The sequence below is a fragment of the Collinsella sp. LCP19S3_B11 genome, assembly GCF_052121915.1.
GTDB lineage: Bacteria > Actinomycetota > Coriobacteriia > Coriobacteriales > Coriobacteriaceae > Collinsella.
The window spans coordinates 1-19,417 of the sequence record NZ_JBQKDI010000022.1 but is presented as its reverse complement, the minus strand read 5'-3'; the positions used below and the strand labels follow the sequence as shown (position 1 = coordinate 19,417).

Sequence of the window (19,417 nt, the reverse complement as noted above, 5' to 3'; positions counted from 1 at the left end):
CCGATCTCCCGGGGCCGGCCGATCCGGCCCTCAGGGTATCGGGTTCCCACATTCATCCGCACATGTGCGGATGAATGTGGGAGGTGTTCGGATAAAGTTGATAATCAAGGCATCCCCGCCCAGAGCAAGCCCGAGCCGAGCAAGGGACATGCCCGAAAATAATTCTCTGTTAACATGAAATGCAATGTCGCAATAGGGAACGCACGCTTGAATTGGAGGATACGATGAAGATACAGGTTAAAGAGACCTTGGCCAGGCGCCGGACGGTTTTCTTCCTCACGCTCGCAGCCATCGTCGGCGTTTGCGCCTTCACCTTCTCCGGCACCCAGAATTACGCCTGGGCTGAAGGCGAAGGACCCATTGCCACTTGGAATAGAGACCTAACGCCGGAAAGTTATTCTTTTCCTGACGATAATGGATTGAATCTTTCGCTTTCAATCGCTCGAGCTAGCTCGAGCGATTACCTGGAGGCCCATATCACGAATAACGGCGGAGATACAATTCCCCCATCTGTCCTTGAGTTGACAACGAATGATGGACAAACATTAATCGCCAAATTTACAGACCCTATTCCTAATGGCGGCCAAACCGGAGCATCTTCCATTGAAGGCTCGGATGCCAATACCCGATTCACTAAAGCAGAGCTTTACGAAACCGTCACCGTGACCTTCAATATGAGCAGCCACGGAACCCAGATCATCAACCCCATTACGATCAAGAAGGGGACGTCCGTCACCCTGCCCCAGCCCACAGACCCGAATTATGACTTCGGCGGCTGGTTCACCGATGAGAGCCTCACCACCTCGTTCAACGGCACCGCCGCTACAAGCATGACCGTCTACGCCAAATGGACCAAAAAGGAAAAGGTCACCGTTTCCTTCGAATCCGAATTCGGGACCGCACCTGAAGCCGTGACCGTGAACAAGGGCGAGATCGTCGAACTCCCCAATCTAGGCACTGACGGCGACTACACATTCGTTGGCTGGATCATGAAGGGCTCCGAAGGCACCAATCCCTTTATCGGCGAATACACCGCTAAAGAAAACATCACCTTCACGGCTGTCTGGGAAGCTCCCTCCACTCCCATCATCGAAATGGTCGATGTCACCTTCGACATGAACGGCCACGGCGACAGTGTGACCAAGCAGACCGAGAAGGGCAAGCCTATCACCCTTATCGATGACCCCACCGCCGAAGGCTATACCTTCAAGGGCTGGACCTACGACAAGGAAGGCAAGCAGGCCTTCGACCCCAAGAAGAACGCAGACCAGGACACCACCCTGTACGCCCAGTGGGAGAAGAATGCCGACTCCGCTCCCACCAACTCAACAATCCCCCGGACCGGTGACAACCAGATGGCACTCCTGGCATCCCTCTGCTTCAGTGCAGCAGCCCTGATTGCAGTCGGCATCGCGTTAGCCGCGTATCGCAAACGCAAGCACGCATAAAGCATACGTGACGTTACCGTTCTAATTCTCGATCTAAACAGAGGGGAGTCCCGCGGGACTCCCCTTCCCATTCGCGTACCTAATTACGCTGTTTCTACTAAAATTGGGAATTCTATTCCCAGTTTTCTCCTATTCCCACTCGAATAAGCTCGTTTACTGCCGCGCCATCCCAGTCCATTCCAGTTGGGTCATCGTTTTTAGTTGCCTTGCCACCGAATCCCGCCACGTGCCGCCGTGTGGGCGTTTGGGACAAAACGTGGGACAAAACCGAAAACTATTTCGAAACCACGGGCCCGCAGTTTCGTTTTTGTCCCTGGGACAAAACGGGTTGGTTTTGAGGCTCGGAGAAGCCCGAAATGGATGCCGAAACGCCCGATTTCCCTCTTTGGCGCCTGTTTCGCGAAGTGAATCGTAGCTAGCGGCTTTATTGCCTTGCATTTCCGCAGGTCAGATGGAATGCGGAAGAGCGATGACTGAAAGAATCGTCGCAGGCGGCTTTGTATTTGCCATGATTGTGGTTTTAGTTCCGGCTTATAAACACCTCTGATCTAGGCTCTGACGTCGATTTGCCGCTGTTTCCATCTCAAGAGAATAAGGAGATCCCGTCATGAGCTTAAGCTTTACGTTTGAGCAACAGTGCATGCATATCATTCAGCCGGCTTGTACAGTGCTTTCAGCATAGAGATCGGGTTTTCAAGCGTCTTGGCACCTGAAGGATTCTCAAGTTTTAGCGCAACCTTTATACTTAGTGCATTTATGACTTAAGAGAGGGTTGGACAATGGCTGATTCCGATGAGCGCATCGTAGATTTTATCTCGGGAAAGCAAGTAAGAAGCACGCCTGAAGAGATTCAAGCGGTACAGCCTTTCTCAAAGATTTTGGTTGACGACTATGGCTACCCCAAATCCCATATACAAACGCGCCCACAATGGCATGTAAAGGTTCGCCCTTCGGATACTAAGAAAGAGTATCCGGTTGACATTGCCGTTTTTTCTGATCCAAATCACCGCGATGACAATTTCTACATTGTTGTTGAATGCAAGAAGAAGAACCGCAAAGACGGCAGGACTCAGCTTGAGGACTATATGCGCTTATCAAAAGCGTATCTCGGCGTTTGGTACAACGGCGAAGAACGCATGTACCTACGCAAAATAGAAAAAGACGGTAAGGTGCTGTTCGAAGAAATACCGAACATTCCCCGCTATGGCGAACGTCTAGAAGACTTGGGCAAATTCCGTCGCAAGGATCTTAGGCCGGCTGAAAATCTAAAGGGCACCTTCAAGGCCATCCGTAACTATTTAGCCGCTAATACAGTTGGCATAACACGTGACGAAACGTTTGCTTCGCAGATGATCAATCTTATATTTTGCAAGATTTACGACGAAAGGTTTACCAAACCTGACGATATCGTCAGCTTCAGAGCCGGACTTAACGAAGAGGCGTCCGCCGTAGAAAAAAGAGTCCAAGCGCTGTTCAAAAAAGTGAAGCTCCAGTACACAGATGTAATCCATGAGAACGATGAGATTACATTCGATGCAAAGAGCCTTCAGTATATCGTGGGTGAATTGCAGCTTTATAGCCTTCAATCTAGCTCCCGCGATGCAGTCGGGGCGGCTTTCGAGGTCTTTATTGGCCCTTCGTTAAAAGGAGGCCAGGGGCAATTCTTCACTCCACGCAATGTTGTTGAAATGGCTGTCAACATCGTTGACCCCGGCCCTCATGACAAGATAATTGACCCTGCATGTGGCAGTGGCGGATTCCTTGTAGAAGGACTTCGCTACGTTTGGAAAAAGACTGAGCTCGAAGGCGAAGAACTCGGTTGGCCTCGCAGTGAAATTGATGCAGAAAAGCAGAAGGTTGCCATTAAAAACTTTTTCGGTATCGACAAAGACAGCTTTTTGAGTAAGGTTGCCAAGGCGTATCTTGCCATTCTTGGAGATGGCAGAGGTGGCGTGCATTGCGAGAATTCGCTAGATAACCCTTCAGACTGGAAAGCAGAAACTCAAAACGACATTAGGCTTGGCATATTTGACATAGTGCTCACCAATCCGCCATTTGGCAAGAAACTGTCAATTGACTCAGAGGACATTCTCTCTAGGTATGACCTGGGTCACCGCTGGACCCAGGACCCCGAGGGGAACTATGTAAAGGGAAAGCGTTACGACAAGCAGCCTCCGCAAATCCTCTTCATTGAAAGATGCCTCGATCTGTTGAAGCCCGGCGGCAAAATGGGGATCGTTCTTTTGGAAAGCATCTTCGGAATGCCGAAGTACCGTTATGTCGTCGATTACATAAAGCGCCGTGCAAAGATAATGGCGGTTGTGACTCTTCCAGAAGAGGTGTTTCAACCTGAAACACATGCCAAGTGCTGTGTTCTGGTGTGCCAGAAACTAACCGAGGATGAGCTTCGAAATGGAACTGGCGACTACGACATATTTATGTGTCAAACGAAGTGGTGCGGACATGACAGTCGTGGCAACAAGACTGTAGCCAACCTTGCGGATGGAAAGGAAGTTCTGCTTGATGACATTCCAAAGGTGGCCGCTGAGTATCGTCGCATCATGCTGGGAGCTAGCTCATGATCTCTTTTAAGATGTCTTCAAGGGAAATCAAGGATGATATCTATATCCCTAAGTATTACGATGCCGACCTAAAAGCCGATATCGATTCTCTCCGTCAACGATACATCGCATTCAATCTTGGATCCCTGATTGATTCGGGGGCAATTGAGGTATGCACCGGTCATGAAATTGGCAAGATGGCATACGGGACGGGAGACATTCCATTTGTCCGCACTTCGGATATATCTAACTGGGAGCTTAAAACTGTTCCTAAGCAAGGTGTGTCAACGGATGTCTACGCTGCATACGCAAAAAAACAGGATGTAAAGCCTGGAGATATCCTGATGGTTAAAGACGGCTCTTATCTCATAGGAGTCACCTGCATGCTTGCAGATATCGACCTTCCCATGCTTTTTCAATCTCATATCCTAAAATTTCGTGTAACGGAGAAAGCCGAGTTCAGTCCGGAGGTTTTCTTCCTTGCGCTAAACACACCGATAGTACAACGGCAGATTAGGTCATTTCAGTTTACGGCCGATATCATAGACACAATTGGGGCTCGCTATAGAGAGATTGTTTTCTTTATTCCACCCGGAAGGGAGACTCAGGAAAAATACCGTTCTTCGATTGTCAGTGCGACGAACAAGCGTGTGCAGAGTAGACTTCTCATCAGGCAATTTCCAAAACTCCTTGAAGACAGCCTTGCCGAGGGGACCACTGACCCTATCGACGCCTTCTACTCATTGGAGCATGAAGAGGCTCTGAAAGCCCTCGTTAGCGATACGAGCTCCCATGAGTTTGGAGAAACAAGCTTCTACCGAATCAGCTCTAAGGCCATCCGGGACAATATTTATATACCGAAGTATTATGACCCATCCATTCAAGATGAGCTTAAGGCACTGTCGGAAACATGCGAACTAGTTTCCATTTCTAATTTAGTTGCAAATGGGGTTCTCTCGCTAGGCACTGGTGACGAAATCGGGAAAATGGCTTATGGAACTGGCGAAATACCTTTCGTGCGCACATCGGATTTTTCAAATTGGGAACTAAAGCACAACGTTAAGCAGTGTGTGTCTAAAGAAATATACGATCAGTACAAGAACGCTGAAGACGTACAAGTCGGCGATATCTTACTAGTGCGCGATGGATCTTACTTGATTGGTAGTACATGTCTTTTAACCCAGGAGGACACTAGGATTCTCTATTGCGGGGGGCTCATAAAAATTAGATCAAATGACCAGGATTATTTAGACAGTAATCTGCTAATGGGTTTGCTAAATGCATACATCGTGAAACGTCAGATACGCTCAAAGCAATTCACAAGGGATGTAATCGATACGATAGGAACAAGGCTTCTGGAAGTAATTTTGCCAATCCCTAGAGATAACGGCCTGAAGAAAAAAATATCACAGGAAGTTATGCGGATTATCCAAATGCGTGTTGAGGCTCGTGATGAGATTCGCAGACTATCAATAGAAATGGTATCGCTGTAAAGCACGTCAGTTTCGACTTCTGAACCAGGACTTCCAGTAGCCAGTGCACTTTAACACCTTTTGATTTTCCCATCATTCAGAAGAAGTGCCACCGAGCATAAGTTCCGCACTGATGCGTGTCGTTCTTGCCGGTTCAGCAATACACCGGGGCAGATTATCGACCATTGGCATCGCCGCTAATTGACGCTGTTGATGTCGCAATAGCGATTATTCCCGAGCCAACGAGCCATCTGCGACCATTTTTCAGAACCTATGGAGCGGTAAGGCCCGTCCGATGAGATAATGCGAGCGCAAGACATCTGAAAGGCAGGTAACCATGGGGGCTTGGATGATCCGCGCGGGGCGCGGCGGGGCGTACGCAGCCGACTGGCTCGAGCGCGGCGTCATAGGCATCGGCTGGGACTTCGGCGGCTTGGACATCGCAACCATCGACCGTGATGGGATCAGGACCGCATACGCAGCGGCGCACCCCTCCGAGAGCAAGCAGAAGGTCGCCGCCAACGTCGGCCAGGTCTACCGCGCCCACTCCATGACTCAGGGTTCCACGGTCGTCATGTACGACCCGGCGGAGCGCCTCTACCACATCGGCGTCATCAACGGACCGTGCGTGCCCGTAAGCGAGCCCGAAGGCTTGACCTATACCCGCACCGTCGAGTGGGGAAAGACCGCACCGCGCGACGTGCTCTCCCCCTCGTCCAAGAACTCCCTTGGCGGCATTCAGACCATCTTCGCCGTGTCCGACTGCGTCATGGCGGATCTCGAGGCGGCGGGCGGCAAGCTTGCGTGCGGCGACTGCTCGGCCGCAGCGGACGACGACGCCGCCAACGACGAGGAGACCCTCGCCGCCACCTACGACAACGGCATCGAGCTCATCAAGGACCGCGTCAACCAGCTCGACTGGGAGGACATGGAGCGCCTGGTCGCCGGCATGCTCAAGGCCATGGGCTACTGCGCCCGCGTCATGCCCAAGGGCCCCGACGGCGGCCGCGACGTCGTGGCCTCGCCCGACGCCCTGGGGCTGGAGTCGCCCCGGATCGTCGCCGAGGTCAAGCACCGCAAGGGCGCCATGGGCGCGCCCGCGGTGAGATCCTTCATCGGTGGGCTCCGCGCGGGAGACCGCGGGCTCTACGTCTCGACAGGCGGCTTCACCAAGGAGGCCCGCTACGAGGCGGACCGGGCCAACGTCCCCGTGCGCCTGCTCGACCTGGACGCCTTCGTGCGCCACTACGTCGACGCCTACGACAAGGCCGACGACGACACCCGCTCCATCCTCCCGCTCACCCGCATTTGGTGGCCGGCATAAGGGCGGCGGCTGGATGGCAATGACTGAAATCGAGAAGGGCTGCTTCCTCAGGCTCTTCAACCGTGGAGGCTACGTCCTCGACTTCACAACGGATTCTTTCTACGCCTTCACGAAAAGCAGCGTCGGCGTAGCGCTTTGTGCCCGATAGCGTCTCCAGAAGGGAGGCCTCCCGCTGTCTATATCGAGGAAGCAGCCCTTTGTGATTCCCGGAAACCGCTCCGTAGCCCGCTCGAGCATCGCGGGACTCGCCACGCCCTAGGAATTGAGAGCAAGCATTCAGGATAGGAAGTCAACGGCGATCGCAGGTACCACGAGAGGCACGCTGGCGGATGCGCATTTCCGACGGCCCTCGGTCAAAGCCGCTCCTAGTTTCCAGAGAGCTCTTTCTCCCATTTATGCAAGTTTGACTCGATGCCCTTAAGGCTTGCACCCGCCTTTCCGAGGTGCTTCCTCACGTGTTCCGGATCGAGGCGATGGAGAATCACCAGAACGCAACGTGCAAGCTTCCTCTTCTCTTCATAGCTGTACCGCTCGAATGCAAGGGTCGGGTTAAGAGAGACGACCTTCTCTTCCATATGGCTCTCGTCATTCAAAGCCAGACGGTACATTGCGTTGGACAGCATCGTCCCCAGGTCACCGAACCTTTTCTTTAATTCGGTGTCACGGGAGAGTGAGTCGAACCCCATGCTGAAGTTGAACGAGCTATACCCCTCCAAGACGCGTCTCATGATATTGCCGATTACATAGGAGTGATCCCCAAGATCTTCTTCAGACGATGCATAGTCATAGACAGTTTTGAGCAATACGGAGTATTGGTTCTTTCTTGTTCTTGTGTACTGAACAGCGCCGCCCTCCATCAATTCGAGCAGGCAGTACGCATAATTGTCAGATGGATCGAAATCACACTTGATATCGCCAAGAATATGCTCCAGTTCGGCAACGGTCGCCGCGTCGTGGGTCATGACGGTCACGCGGCTTTCGACGTTTGCTTTGAGTACATGAGAGATGCGCTCACGAAGAAGTGAACAGATCCCGACCCTGTTCTCCATGTCAAAGCTGGAGACGGGGTCATCGATAACGAGGTATTGCGGATCAGAATCCTCGAGACCCTCAAACTTGCCTCTCCCTCCCTCAGAGAAGAAGTAACAAAGGGCCAGGATGTTGCGCTCGCCTGTGGAAATTGCCCTGGGTGCGACGGGCTTGCCGTAGGATTCGATTCTATAGACATTGCCGAAGGGGACGAGTCTGAAGCGAGCGGCGTCAAAGTACACGGAGGAAAGGAAGCGGTTTATCGACGCCACTGCAATCTCGGTCATCCTCAGCTTTGCCTCCTGTGCTCCCTTTTCCCTTCTAAGTTGCCCCTGTTCCTCCTGGCACTTGTGAAGGCTCTCCTTGGCCTCGCGAAGCCTTGTTACCGCCGCGTCGTATTTGGAAATGGCGTTGTGCGCATCTACATAGGCGATCTGGTCATTGATCTCACGCAGACGCGTTTTAAGGTTATCCCTATCCCGGATGGCGGCGTTCAGGCTCTCGATATCTGCATTTACGGCATCAACCGCGGCGTTAAACCTGGAAATAGCCACATCAAGGCCGAGATCAGCTATTTCGATGACGGAGTAGAGGTTCGATTTACGTTGGAAAATCAAGGAGTTGACACGATCAATCGCCTCATTGGCGGTTCGAAATGCATCTTCGTATGCATTAACGGCGTCAGGGGATATCTGCGGAGGCAGGGACGATTGCTTGTCCAAAGGCAGCAATCTGGCAGCGTCCAGGCGCTCCTTGAACTCTTCGGCCTTCCTGCTCAGAATTTTCGAGATCGACTCGACTAGTGAATCTCTATACGCTGGAGAAACCTCCTGCTGGCACATCGGGCAATGCGCGGTGCCATCGTCGGTGAAGACCCGGAGAGCATGCTCGACCAGGCGTTGCTCGCCCTTGCGCGTAAGTTCGAGAAGCCGCTTCTCGCGATCCGTGAGCTTCGGCTGATCGAGAATCTCGGCCAACAAGGCAAGAATCCCAGCCTCATCGTAAGCGCCTGGGTCGGCTTTCTGCATGCGCCAGTCAATGACGGCGCCTGCCCCATCTATCCGCTTGCATTGAATCAACGAAGATTTGAAATCTTCTTCCATTTCTTTGCGAGTCAAGCTGACCTTCGCGTTGCGGATGCTATTCCATCGGGAGGCTGTGAGACTCGGCTTCCCGCCGTCGACCTCTGCGAGCCTGTCCGCCCATCCTCCATTCTTGGCGCAATCCTTCGCCGCCTTCTCGAGCTTCGACAAAGAACTGGGACCGTTTTCGGCCTCGTCTTTTATCGCCGTATATTTGACGCAGGCATCGCCAAGCTTAATTAGCTCCTCGTCTATTTCGCCAATACGCTTGGCAGCTGTCGCTTGGTCTCCAAGCATGACAATGGCCTCAAGGCCTTCCTCATCGATGAGGACCTTCTCTCGAACGTAATCCTCGCTGAAAACCCTCACGCGACTCTTGCTGTCAAGAATTATCGATGAGCCGTCCTTGTCATAGAAACAGCCAACGTTATTGACTGCAGAGGCGGCCTCGGCGATGCGACTCGCCAGCGTCGTCTTACCGGAGCCGTTACGACCGAAAATCACCGATGCCCTATGCGGATTGCCGACCGCACCAAAGAGATCCACATCCACGCCGCTGGAAAAGCATCCAGAGCAGATATGGACACCTTTGATGTCGAGTATCGAATTAGCCACGAGAATCACCTTTATCAGATACCGCTAACGTAACAACAGCCAAACCGACACCTTCTACCACATGAGCGCGATGTGAATGCCAGACCCACCGAGAACGATGACAAGCAGGGCTATCGCAATCACTGCAGCCCTACAGCCTGCTCACAAGTCGGTTCCGCACGGCATGACGTTTAGCCGCACCTTAAGCCATCGTAGAAGTTCTTACAAGACGCCTGGACAAATGAAAACTGGCCGATTTCAGTAACGCCTTTGGCGATAAGGCGGAGGGCGCCGGAGGGGCTGAAGATGCCAGCCACCAAGCCATTGATGCCCGCTCGTCCATCCTAGCTTGCCCAGACGGCCCTCCCGCAATGTCCATGTCCCAGCGGATGGGTACCATTTACCCGGGTGCACCTGGGGCAACGGGCCGGCAGGCCCGTGCAAGGTCGCTCGCAGAACACGCAACAGCAAACAGGACAAAAGAGGCGAACGACAGATGCCGGACCCCGGACGACAGCACCGCGGAAGACAAGCATTCCAACCACAACCGAACCAACTTCACTCCTAGGCAGGCGCCCGCATGGGCGCCTTTTACTTTTCAGGGACTTAGCTCGCAGCTAAGGCATGCGGCCCATGTCCGTTTCGTGAAGACCCGACCAGCTCGACCCACCTCGACCCGTCTCCGTTCCCGTCGGACGCGCAACACGCCACCAGGCGGTTCAATCGTCGCGCAGACGAAAAGGGACGCTGCGTCGCGCGGCGTGCCCGCACGGTGCCGCACGGGAAGATTGGAGGAACCATGGCACGCACAGCCGAATGCGCCGCGCCCGAGGACAACCAGGGCCGCGACGAATGGATGACGGTGATCGAGATGCAGGAGTACATGAGGGCGAGCCGAAACAAGGCATACGACCTCATCTGGTCGGGAGAGATCGACTCGTACAGGCTCGGCAGGAAGCTCCTGGTGTCGAGGGCGTCCGTGGACGCCTACATCGAGTCGAGGAGCGGCAGGAGATGACGGCGGCGACCGCCCCGGGAGCCGCCCGCGGCCGGGCACGCGAGGGAGCCTCGAGACGAAAGGAGCTCGAGGACGACCATGACCAAGAGCACTAGCAGGAGCCAAGTGAGGCTCATAGCGTCGACGAATGCGATTTTCGGCGCCGACGAGGCGTGCGCGATGCTGCGCATCAGCCGCGACGCCATGTACCGGCTCGCCAAGGACCCCGACGACCCGTTCCCGATCCGCTACATCGGCGGCAAGACTCGCGACGGCATCGTGCTGCACGACGAGCTCGTCGCATGGGTCGAGCGCAACAGCATCGTCGGCTCGCCCAGAAGGGCCTAGCGCCGATGGCGGCCGCAGGCCCGAGGGGGCGCGACGGCCCCTCCCCGCGCGAGTTCACGACGGTACGGCATTTCATGATGGCGGACCTGGGCCTCTCGGGGCTCCCTCTGCTCGTCTACGCTCGCATCTTCGGCTTCTGCGACGCCGGGTGCGACTACTTCGAGAGCAAGGGCGGCTTGGCCCGGTTCCTCAACGTGCAGGAGCGCAGCGCCTACCGCGCCATCCGCGACCTGCTCGACCGGGGCCTCATCGAGGAATGCGGAACGCACGCCCCGGCGCGCGGCCACGCCACGAAGCGCTACCGCATTGTGCGCGAGAGGCTGCCGTCCGGCGCGCTGGCGAACCCTGACGAAACGCCAGGGTTCCCTGCAAGAAAAGGTGACGAGATGTCAGGGTTCCTCGCGAACAAGGGTGACGAACCGTCAGGGTCCGCAGCCCGAACCCCTGACGATATGGCAGAGAAACCCCTGACGATATGCCACCCGATAAGAAAAAGGGATAACGAGGACTTCAGAAGATAAGGAGGGTGCGCCCGATGGACCGAGTGGGACTCATCACCCTGGAGCAGGCCCGGGCCGCCGGGCTCTCCTTCGACGAGCCCGAGCCGAGGGCGTGCCCGCACTGCGGCGCCGCCCTCGAGCCGCTCGGCGCGGCGCTGGCGGGCAAGGTCGCCTGGGTTTCCGCCGCCCCCTGCCCGTGCGAGGGCGCCGCCCGGGAGCGAAAGGCCGAGGAGCGCAAGCGCGCGGACCTCGCCGCCAAGGAGGAGGCCGCCCGCCGGGAGAAGGCGCTCTCGCGCGCGGGCATCCCCAGGCGCTACTGGGCCGCCGAGGCCGACCGCCCCGAGTTCGCCGAGTACATCGCCTCGTTCGCGGGCAACGGGGGCGCCGGGCTCTACATACACGGGGGCGTCGGCGCCGGCAAGACGCACGCCGCCTCCGCCATGGCCAGGCTGTTCGCCGAGGCCGGCTACGACGTCGTCTTCACGACGGCCAAGGGCATGCTCGAGCGCGTGAAGGCGACGTTCGACGCAGGCGGCACCGAGGCCGCCGTCGCGCGGTACGCCAAGTGCGACGTCCTCGTGCTCGACGACCTCGGCAAGGAGGACGCGACCGAGTGGTCGGTCGGCACCGTGTTCAGCGTGCTCGACGCGCGCTACGAGGACATGCGCCCGACCATCGTCACGTCGAACTACGCGCCGGGCGCCTTGGCGGACAGGCTCGCGAGGCGCGGCGAGCGCATCACGGCCGAGGCCATCTCGAGCAGGATCTCCCAGACCTGCAGGCCCGTCTACCTGGGCGGAAGAGACAGGCGGCGCGGCTGACCCGTGCGCTTCCCGTGGAGGCGCGGACGGCTCGACCCAGCTCGACCCATCACGGGCGGCCCCGCCCGCCGCCGCAATCGAAATCGCTATACACGTCTTGGGCGGCGCCGACGCGCCGGCACGCACGCCTGCTCCGACTCGCACCGTGCCCCCATCGCGAGAGCGCCGCCCGCCATACAAGAAACGAAAGGCGGGACGCCCATGGAGGGCTTCGAGAGGATAACCGGCCGCGAGCGCGAAGAGCTCGTGGAGAAGTGCCAGGAGAACGGCTGGCTCAAGGTCGGCGGCTTCGACTGGCAGGACGACCCGTTCCTCGAGGAGTACCCCTACGAGTTCTCCCGCACAGGGAGCGTCGACAGGCTCCGCGAGGCGCTCGGCGCGGGCAACTGGGCCATACGGCAGGGGTTCTGCTACCGCGACCTCGCGTTCATCCAGCAGGTGAACGGCGGCGACGAGTGGTGGACGCTCAAGCGCGACGGCGACGCGTGGACCAGCTTCGAGAGCTGGAGCTTCGGCGCCATCGCCCAGGAGCCCGAGCGCTTCGAGCGCGCCATGCGCGACATGTGCGAGGCGACGCCCGAGCAGTGCCGCAGCGGCGAATGGGCCCACCTGCACGAGAAGGCCCCCGAGCCGCTGGCGCAGCGCGCCGCGTCCGCCCGCGAGGCGAGCCGCGCGCACGCCGGGCAGGATGCCCGCGCGCCCATGGCGCGCGAGAGGGCCGTCGGGGCCGAATAGGGACGACCGGGGCGCGAAGGCGCCCCTTTTTCATCTCGACTGGAAGGGAGGCGCGGGATGGCGAGCGACTACGGGGACGAGGCGGGCGGCAAGCTGCTCGACTGGATGCTGAGGATCGGCCAGGAGGCCGGCGCCGAGGCGATGGCGCGAAGCGCGAGGGAGCTCTCGGGGCGCCTCGCGGGAATCCGCGGGACCATCGCCGACGGGCGCGCCGAGGCCATCGCGGCCGAGGGCGCGCCGACCTACGCGAAACTCAGCCTCGCGGAGCTCTCCGAGCTCCCCGAGTACGCGACGATCAAGGAGATAGTCTCCGAAAAGCTGAGCGCAGCGTCGGTGGAGCACCACATCATCCCCGGCGAGGGCCGCGACTGGCTGCTCTTCAAGGTGGAGGACGCGCCCGAGGTCGACGAGGCATTCCACCGGCTCGAGCAAGAGACCGGCAAGGCCGCCGAGCGCGCCAGGGAGCGCCTCGCCGAGATCGCCGAGAGGCGCCGGGCGCCCGAGCGGCTGGCCGAGCGCGCGCAGCGGGCGCGCGAGGCTTCGAGTGCCCACAGCAAGGGCCTCGGCCGAGACCGCGGCCCGCGCCAGATCGAGGGGCCCGAGAGATGAGGTGGCAGGCGGCGGCCGCGCTGGCCGCAGCGGCGTTCGCAGCGGGAGACGCCGCGGCCGCGGCAATCGCGGCGTCGGGCGCGAACCCGATCCTGGACCCGGAGGCCGCCATGGCGGCGATCCCCGCCGCGTTTCGCGCGGGGCGCGTCTTCTCCGCGGAGGCGCTCCCCCTGTGCGCGGGGACCGCCTGCGCGTGCGGCGCGCTCCTCGCCTGGGCCCGATCCCTGGGGTCCAAAGGCGCCCGGCGCGACGGAGAGGAGCACGGAAGCTCAAGGTGGGCCGCGCGTAAGGACATCGCGCCCTTCGGCGATCCCAAGGACCCCGACAACAACATCATCCTCACCGACAACGCGCGCATCCGCCTCGTGAGCCGCAGGTTCGACCTCTCCACCGACACCAACGACAACGTGCTCGTGGTGGGAGGACCGGGCACCGGCAAGACGCGCTACTACGTCAAGCCGAACCTCCTGCAGGCCAACGCCAGCTTCTTCGTCACGGACCCGAAGGGCACGCTCATCCGCGAGATGGGCGGCGCGCTCGCGGGGCTCGGCTACGAGATCCGCGCGTTCGACACGACCGACTTCTCGCGCTCCATGCGCTTCAACCCCATAGCCTACATACGCGACGAGGCGGGCGTCATCCGCTTCGCCCGCGGCATCGTCGCCAACACCGAGGGCGAGGCAGACCACAAGGGCGACCCCTACTGGGAGAAGGCAGAGCGCCTGGTCTACACCGCGCTCACGGCCTACCTCGTCATGCACTGCGAGCCCGCCGACCGGAACCTCGACGGGCTGCTGACGCTGCTCTCGCTCGCCGACGCGCGCGACGACCCGGGCTACATGAGCCCGCTCGACATGGTGTTCCGCGAGCTGGAGACCGGCGAGCGCTACATGAGGCGCGGCGGCGCGGCGGCGGAGGGCGGAGGCTCGATGCGCGGCTTCGCCGAGGAGGACGGCGCGTGGGAATGGGTCAAGGTCCGCGAGCCGGCGCCGCCCGACGACTTCGCGCTCGCGAGCTACCGCGAGTTCCGCGTGGCGGCCGGCGACACCATGAAGTCGATGCTCTCGAGCTGCAACGTCCGCCTGAAGCCGCTGTCCATCCGGGCCGTGCGCGACCTCACCTCCGAAGACGAGCTCGACCTCGCCCACATGGGCGACGAGGGCGCGAAGGTCGCGCTCTTCGCGTCGATGAGCGACACCGACTCGACCTTCGACTTCCTGTTCGCCCTGCTCATGGACACGGCAGTAAACGCCTTGTGCGTCGAGGCGCTCGAGGCGCACGGCGGCTCGCTGCCCACGACGGTGCACTTCGTCTTCGACGAGTTCGCCAACATCGGGCGCATACCCGACTTCGAGCGGACCATCGCCGTAACCCGCAGCCGGAACATCGCCGTCTCGATGATCGCCCAGTCGCTCTCGCAGCTGAAGGAGACGTACGGCGACAACAACGCCGAGACCATCGTGAACGCCTGCGACACGCTGCTCTACCTGGGCGGCAAGGCGAACGAGACCAACGAGGAGATCAGCAAGATGGCCGGCAAGCAGACGGTGGCGAGCGAGACGCAGAGCGACTCGCGGGGCGCCGGCTGGACCCGGACCGTGAACCGGGGCATCTCCGAGCGAGACCTCATACAGCCCGCCGAGGTGGCGCGCATGCCGCGCGAGGACGCGCTCGTGCTCGTGAACGGGTGCATGCCGCTCATGGACCGGAAGTACCGCCTCGAGCGCCACCCGCGCTCGCGCCTGCTCGAGGAGGCCGCCCGCCGCGGCCCGTTCGACTTCGCCGAGTACCGAAGGCGGAAGAAGGAGGGGTCCTCGTGACGGGGCCGCGGCGCGCGCGGGCCTCCCCCGCCGCGGGGGAGGCCCGAAACGGAACATCGTCAACCGAAAGCAAAGGAGAGCAGCATGCTCGCAAACGTCATCAAGCTCGTGTCCGGCTGCGTGACCTTCCTCGGCGGCTTCCTGGTCGTGTGGGGCGCGGTCTCGCTCGGCCTGGCCATCAGGGAGCAGCAGGGCGGCCCGCAGATCGCGACCGCCATATCCACCATCGCCGGCGGCGCGATCATCATCGCCGCGTCGGTCTACTTCGGGCAGCTGGACACGTCCTGGCTGCCGGCATAGGGGGCGTCGCGAATGGCGCTCCGGATACCGGTGCAGAAGGACATCGGAGAGTACGAGGAGAAGATCGTCGGGAAGATGAGCCTGCGCACGCTCGTCTGCGTGTCGCTCGGCTTCGGCAGCGCGGTCGGGGCGGCGGCCTTCGTCAACCTGGGCCTGCGCGCAGACGTCGCGGGCGCGGCCTTCCCGATCATGCTCTGCAGCATGCCGTTCTGGCTCGCCGGGTTCTGGCGGCCGTTCGGCATGCGGGCCGAGGAGCTGCTGCCGCTCCTGGCGGCCCACGAGCTCTCCCCGCAGCTGCTCGCGTACGAGCCCTGCCTCGCCGGGAGCCTCCCCGAGGGCTCGCCGCGCCCGGGCCGCCCGGGTCGGCGCGCGAGGCGCAGGGCTAGAAGGAAAGGAGCCGAGCTCTATGAGCCGAGCAAGAACCAACAAGGAGAATAGGCCGAAGCGCCCGAGCACCCTCGGGCTGCTCCTCGGCGGCACGGGCGGGCGCAAGGACGCCTCGAAGGGCGCGGAGGCGGACCGGCAGAGGCGCCGCCGGGAGCGCGACCGCTCGCGCGAGATGGCCGCCTACGTCGGCTACGACGCCATGTACAAGGACGGCATCGCCCAGGTGATGCCGGGGGTGTTCAGCCAGACGGTCGAGTTCTCCGACATCAGCTACCAGTCCGCGCGCAAGGAGGCGCGCGAGACGGCCTTCACCGTGATGAGCTCGCTTTTCAACTACTTCCCGGCGGACTCCCACGTTCAGCTCCAGGTCGTGAACGCGCCGATCCCCGCGGACGAGGTCGGCCGCAAGGTCTTCTTCGAGCCCGGGGAGCGCGCCACCGCCGGGCTCGCCGAAGAGTACAACCGGATCCTCAACGACAAGATGCGCGAGGGCGTCTCGAACCTCGTGCGCCACCGCTACCTGACCTACGCCGTGGGCGCCGACGACGTCGACGCCGCGGTGCCCAAGCTCACGCGCATCCGGGGCGACGTGGAGCAGACGCTCGCGCGCATACGCTGCTCGTCGCGCGCCCTCGACGGCGCCGAGAGGCTCGAGCTCCTGCAGGGGCAGCTGCGCCCGGGGTCGCGCTTCGAGTTCTCCTGGGACAAATTGTCCCCGACGTCGGGCGCGCGCACGAAGGACTTCGTCATGCCCTCGGCGCTCGACTTCAAGCCCGAGGGCAGGTCCGACTGCTTCTGCAGCGACGGGCGCTACGGCGCCGTGCTCGCCGTGCGCAGCTTCGGGTCGGTCATCGAGGAGACCTACCTCGCCTCCATCATCAACCTGCCGCTGCCGCTCAACGTGACGCTCCACGTGCAGCCCATCGCGCAGAGCGAGGCGCTCGCGCTCGTGAAGCGCCAGATCGACTGGATGGACAAGGAGATCATCGACGAGCAGATGAGCGCCGTGAAGAAGGGCTACGACTACCAGATCCTGCCTCCCGAGCTCCGCTTCTCGAAGGAGGAGGCCGAGGAGCTGCTCGACTTCCTGCGCAACAAGTCCGAGCGCCTGTTCGTCTACACGGGCCTCGTCTACACCTGGGCCGACAGCCTCGAGGAGCTCGACCGCCGCGTGCAGCAGGTGACGAGCGTCGCGCAGGGCTGCACGATCGGCCTGGAGCCCCTCCACTTCCGGCAGCGCCAGGCGCTCAACTCGGTGCTCCCGCTCGGGGACAACCACGTCTCCGTGAGCCGCTACCTCACCACGGGCCAGGTGGCGATGCAGATGCCCTTCGCGAGCCAGAGCCTCGACGAGGCGGGCGGAGGCTACTACGGGCAGTCCAAGGAGAGCGGGAACCTGGTGCTGTGCGACCGCAAGCGCCTGGCGAGCCCCATGGGCTTCGTGTGCGGCAAGCCCGGCTCGGGCAAGAGCTTCTCGGTGAAGCGCGAGATAACCAACACCGTGCTCGCGCACCCCGAGGACGAGGTCGTGATCTTCGACCCGGCCGGCGAGTACGGCAACCTCGTGGGCGCGCTCGGCGGCGCGAACGTCGAGCTCGCCCCGGGATGCTCGGCGGTGCTCAACCCCCTCGACACCGCCGACGTCGCGGACCGCGCCGACGCCGCCAAGCTCGCGTACAAGACCGACGCGGTGCTCGCGCTCTCGAGCGCGCTCATGGCCGAGGGCCGCGAGGGCCTGCCGGAGCGCGACCGCTCGATCATCGCCCGCTGCGTCGGCGAGGCGTACCGGGAGTGCGCGAAGCACGGCCGCCTGCCCACGCTCGGCGACTTCCACGCGGCGCTCCTCGCGCAGCCCGAGCCCGAGGCCGCCGACATCGCGCTGCGCTACGAGCGCTACGTGAAGGGCGCGTTCTCCTTCTTCAACGGCCAGAGCAACGTGGCGCTCGACAACCGCATCACCAACATCGACATGCACGGGCTCGGACAGAACATGCGCGTGTTCGGCATGATCACGGCGCTCGAGATGGTGCGCAACCGCGTGATGGTCACGCCGCCGCGCCCCAACTACACGTGGCTCTACATCGACGAGGTCCAGAGCCTCTTCGCGCACCCGACGGTGGTCGAGTACTTCGCCCGCCTGTGGCGCGAGGGGCGCAAGTTCGGCCTCATCTGCACCGGCATCAGCCAGAACACGAGCCACATGCTTGCCAACGCCGAGGCCCGCGACATGGTGCTCAACTCCGAGTTCTTCCTGCTGCACAAGCAGTCGACCGCCGACCTCGACGCGTGGGCGGAGATGCTCCAGCTCTCCGGCACGGAGCGCGGATACATCGGCGACGCCGTCAAGCCCGGCGAGGGCCTGCTCATCAGCGCGGGGATCCGCGTGCCCATCACCGACGACTTCCCGAGGGGCCCGCTCTACGACCTGTGGAACACCAAGCCCTCGGAGGTCGCCGAGCGCGAGATGCGCCGGGCGGCGCGAGAGGCGAAGGAGTAGGCATGGCGGGCCCGAGCGAGGGCGGCGGGATGCTCGAGGTGGTCGGGGCGAGGCACCGCGACGTGCTCACCGCGGGCGACGTCGCGGAGACCGAGCGCGACTCCCTGGGAAACGTCACGGAGGGAACCGGCCCGCTCGACGAGGCGGAAGGCCCCGCCGCAGCGGCGAAGGGGGCCAATCCCAAAGGCAATGCGCAGGAAGGCGGGCGCGGGGACAAATTGTCCCAGCCCGCTGGCAACCGGCGCGCGGCCGCCTCGATGCGCTCGCGGGTCGAGGCGGCGAAGCTGGCGATCGCCCGGGAGGCCGTCTCCCAGCTCGACGACTCGGAAGAGCTCGAGGGCGCGTCGGGCATGTACGACGCGGGGCGAGCGACCGGGAAGGCGGCGGGAAGGCTGCGCCGGAGGAAGGCCGGGGCGGCCCGGGGCGGCCGCAAGGCGGCGAACGCGCTCGGCGCCCCCAAGGGAGGCGCGCGCGGACCCGAGAAAGCCGCGGCGGCCGCCAAGCCCCAGGCGGCCCAGGCCGCGGCCCAGGCATCGGGCGAGGCGGCCCGCGCCGCGGGGTCGAAGGGCGCCGCCTCCGCGATCGCGGGCGCCATCTCGAGCGCGGCGCCCGCCCTGCTCGGGGCGGTTGCCGGCATCGTGGCCTTCGTCGCCTGCGCGCTCGCCGTCGCGCAGCTGCTGAGCGCGCTGTTCGGCTTCTGGGACGACGCGGCCTCCAGGCAGGGCCTCGAGGGCCTGCCTCCCTACATCACCTACGAGATGGTCGAGGCGGCGCTCGAGTGCTGTTAGCGCTAATCTAAAATTGACCACTTTCGCAAACGCATCTCGCCGAATGCGCTAACGCGCTTTCGCCGACCCCGCTAACGCACTTTCACCAACTGCGCTAACGGAACT

The 19,417-nt window shown here is 61.2% G+C and carries 16 protein-coding genes; 15 read left to right on the top strand and 1 reads right to left on the bottom strand.

The genetic code is table 11. The features are described from left to right. The first annotated feature begins 224 nt into the window (after positions 1 to 224). From ACTQV4_RS09560 to ACTQV4_RS09545, 4 genes are all read left to right on the top strand, one after another. Positions 225 to 1,448, top strand: a complete 1,224-nt coding sequence (locus ACTQV4_RS09560) for an InlB B-repeat-containing protein (RefSeq protein WP_441569720.1) — start codon at positions 225 to 227, stop codon at positions 1,446 to 1,448. 779 nt (positions 1,449 to 2,227) lie between these two features. Further along, entirely contained in the window at positions 2,228 to 4,030 is a 1,803-nt protein-coding gene (locus ACTQV4_RS09555) for a restriction endonuclease subunit M (RefSeq protein WP_441569719.1), read from the top strand. Continuing rightward, positions 4,027 to 5,502: a hypothetical protein gene (locus ACTQV4_RS09550; RefSeq protein ID WP_441569718.1), complete on the top strand. Its 1,476-nt coding sequence runs from the start codon at positions 4,027 to 4,029 to the stop codon at positions 5,500 to 5,502. The genes ACTQV4_RS09555 and ACTQV4_RS09550 overlap by 4 nt, the downstream gene beginning before the upstream one ends. Before the next feature lie 316 nt (positions 5,503 to 5,818). Next, complete coding sequence (locus tag ACTQV4_RS09545; RefSeq protein WP_441569717.1) at positions 5,819 to 6,805, top strand: restriction endonuclease; 987 nt, start codon at positions 5,819 to 5,821, stop codon at positions 6,803 to 6,805. Between the two features lie 365 nt (positions 6,806 to 7,170). Here ACTQV4_RS09545 and ACTQV4_RS09540 read toward each other — a convergent pair whose 3' ends face one another. Beyond that, on the bottom strand, positions 7,171 to 9,531 hold the full coding sequence (locus ACTQV4_RS09540; protein WP_441569716.1) for an AAA family ATPase: 2,361 nt from the start codon (positions 9,529 to 9,531) through the stop codon (positions 7,171 to 7,173). A gap of 778 nt (positions 9,532 to 10,309) precedes the next feature. Here ACTQV4_RS09540 and ACTQV4_RS09535 point away from each other — a divergent pair. The 11 genes from ACTQV4_RS09535 (at position 10,310) to ACTQV4_RS09485 (ending at position 19,312) form a co-directional block, all read left to right on the top strand. After that, entirely contained in the window at positions 10,310 to 10,528 is a 219-nt protein-coding gene (locus tag ACTQV4_RS09535) for a helix-turn-helix domain-containing protein (RefSeq protein ID WP_441569715.1), read from the top strand. A 78-nt stretch (positions 10,529 to 10,606) separates the two neighbouring features. Then, positions 10,607 to 10,855: a helix-turn-helix transcriptional regulator gene (locus tag ACTQV4_RS09530; protein ID WP_441569714.1), complete on the top strand. Its 249-nt coding sequence runs from the start codon at positions 10,607 to 10,609 to the stop codon at positions 10,853 to 10,855. 5 nt (positions 10,856 to 10,860) lie between these two features. Beyond that, complete coding sequence (locus ACTQV4_RS09525; protein WP_441569713.1) at positions 10,861 to 11,376, top strand: hypothetical protein; 516 nt, start codon at positions 10,861 to 10,863, stop codon at positions 11,374 to 11,376. A gap of 14 nt (positions 11,377 to 11,390) precedes the next feature. Continuing rightward, entirely contained in the window at positions 11,391 to 12,176 is a 786-nt protein-coding gene (locus ACTQV4_RS09520) for an ATP-binding protein (RefSeq protein WP_441569712.1), read from the top strand. Positions 12,177 to 12,377: 201 nt separating this feature from the next. Further along, positions 12,378 to 12,911: a peptide ABC transporter substrate-binding protein gene (locus tag ACTQV4_RS09515; protein ID WP_441569711.1), complete on the top strand. Its 534-nt coding sequence runs from the start codon at positions 12,378 to 12,380 to the stop codon at positions 12,909 to 12,911. 57 nt (positions 12,912 to 12,968) lie between these two features. Continuing rightward, complete coding sequence (locus tag ACTQV4_RS09510; protein WP_441569710.1) at positions 12,969 to 13,520, top strand: hypothetical protein; 552 nt, start codon at positions 12,969 to 12,971, stop codon at positions 13,518 to 13,520. Further along, the gene (locus tag ACTQV4_RS09505; protein WP_441569709.1) at positions 13,517 to 15,340 is read left to right on the top strand and encodes a VirD4-like conjugal transfer protein, CD1115 family; all 1,824 of its coding nucleotides are present in this window, start codon (positions 13,517 to 13,519) and stop codon (positions 15,338 to 15,340) included. Before ACTQV4_RS09510 ends, ACTQV4_RS09505 begins: the two co-directional genes overlap by 4 nt. Positions 15,341 to 15,424: 84 nt before the next feature. Continuing rightward, a complete protein-coding gene (locus tag ACTQV4_RS09500) occupies positions 15,425 to 15,640 on the top strand; it encodes a hypothetical protein (RefSeq protein WP_006234636.1) in 216 nt (71 codons plus the stop codon). 12 nt (positions 15,641 to 15,652) lie between these two features. After that, complete coding sequence (locus ACTQV4_RS09495) at positions 15,653 to 16,078, top strand: PrgI family protein (protein WP_441569708.1); 426 nt, start codon at positions 15,653 to 15,655, stop codon at positions 16,076 to 16,078. Continuing rightward, on the top strand, positions 16,047 to 18,524 hold the full coding sequence (locus tag ACTQV4_RS09490; RefSeq protein ID WP_441569707.1) for a VirB4-like conjugal transfer ATPase, CD1110 family: 2,478 nt from the start codon (positions 16,047 to 16,049) through the stop codon (positions 18,522 to 18,524). Before ACTQV4_RS09495 ends, ACTQV4_RS09490 begins: the two co-directional genes overlap by 32 nt. A gap of 2 nt (positions 18,525 to 18,526) precedes the next feature. Continuing rightward, positions 18,527 to 19,312 (top strand): hypothetical protein, encoded by a 786-nt coding sequence (locus tag ACTQV4_RS09485; RefSeq protein ID WP_441569706.1) that lies wholly within the window; start codon positions 18,527 to 18,529, stop codon positions 19,310 to 19,312. Positions 19,313 to 19,417 lie beyond the last annotated feature (105 nt).

Coding starts and splice junctions, on each gene's coding strand:
- ACTQV4_RS09505 (WP_441569709.1), top strand. CDS start 13,517: ATGAGGTGGCAGGCGGCGGCCGCGCTGGCCGCAGCGGCGTTCGCAGCG.
- ACTQV4_RS09520 (WP_441569712.1), top strand. CDS start 11,391: ATGGACCGAGTGGGACTCATCACCCTGGAGCAGGCCCGGGCCGCCGGG.
- ACTQV4_RS09510 (WP_441569710.1), top strand. CDS start 12,969: ATGGCGAGCGACTACGGGGACGAGGCGGGCGGCAAGCTGCTCGACTGG.
- ACTQV4_RS09560 (WP_441569720.1), top strand. CDS start 225: ATGAAGATACAGGTTAAAGAGACCTTGGCCAGGCGCCGGACGGTTTTC.
- ACTQV4_RS09485 (WP_441569706.1), top strand. CDS start 18,527: ATGGCGGGCCCGAGCGAGGGCGGCGGGATGCTCGAGGTGGTCGGGGCG.
- ACTQV4_RS09555 (WP_441569719.1), top strand. CDS start 2,228: ATGGCTGATTCCGATGAGCGCATCGTAGATTTTATCTCGGGAAAGCAA.
- ACTQV4_RS09530 (WP_441569714.1), top strand. CDS start 10,607: ATGACCAAGAGCACTAGCAGGAGCCAAGTGAGGCTCATAGCGTCGACG.
- ACTQV4_RS09545 (WP_441569717.1), top strand. CDS start 5,819: ATGGGGGCTTGGATGATCCGCGCGGGGCGCGGCGGGGCGTACGCAGCC.
- ACTQV4_RS09495 (WP_441569708.1), top strand. CDS start 15,653: ATGGCGCTCCGGATACCGGTGCAGAAGGACATCGGAGAGTACGAGGAG.
- ACTQV4_RS09550 (WP_441569718.1), top strand. CDS start 4,027: ATGATCTCTTTTAAGATGTCTTCAAGGGAAATCAAGGATGATATCTAT.
- ACTQV4_RS09525 (WP_441569713.1), top strand. CDS start 10,861: ATGGCGGCCGCAGGCCCGAGGGGGCGCGACGGCCCCTCCCCGCGCGAG.
- ACTQV4_RS09500 (WP_006234636.1), top strand. CDS start 15,425: ATGCTCGCAAACGTCATCAAGCTCGTGTCCGGCTGCGTGACCTTCCTC.
- ACTQV4_RS09515 (WP_441569711.1), top strand. CDS start 12,378: ATGGAGGGCTTCGAGAGGATAACCGGCCGCGAGCGCGAAGAGCTCGTG.
- ACTQV4_RS09490 (WP_441569707.1), top strand. CDS start 16,047: ATGAGCCGAGCAAGAACCAACAAGGAGAATAGGCCGAAGCGCCCGAGC.
- ACTQV4_RS09535 (WP_441569715.1), top strand. CDS start 10,310: ATGGCACGCACAGCCGAATGCGCCGCGCCCGAGGACAACCAGGGCCGC.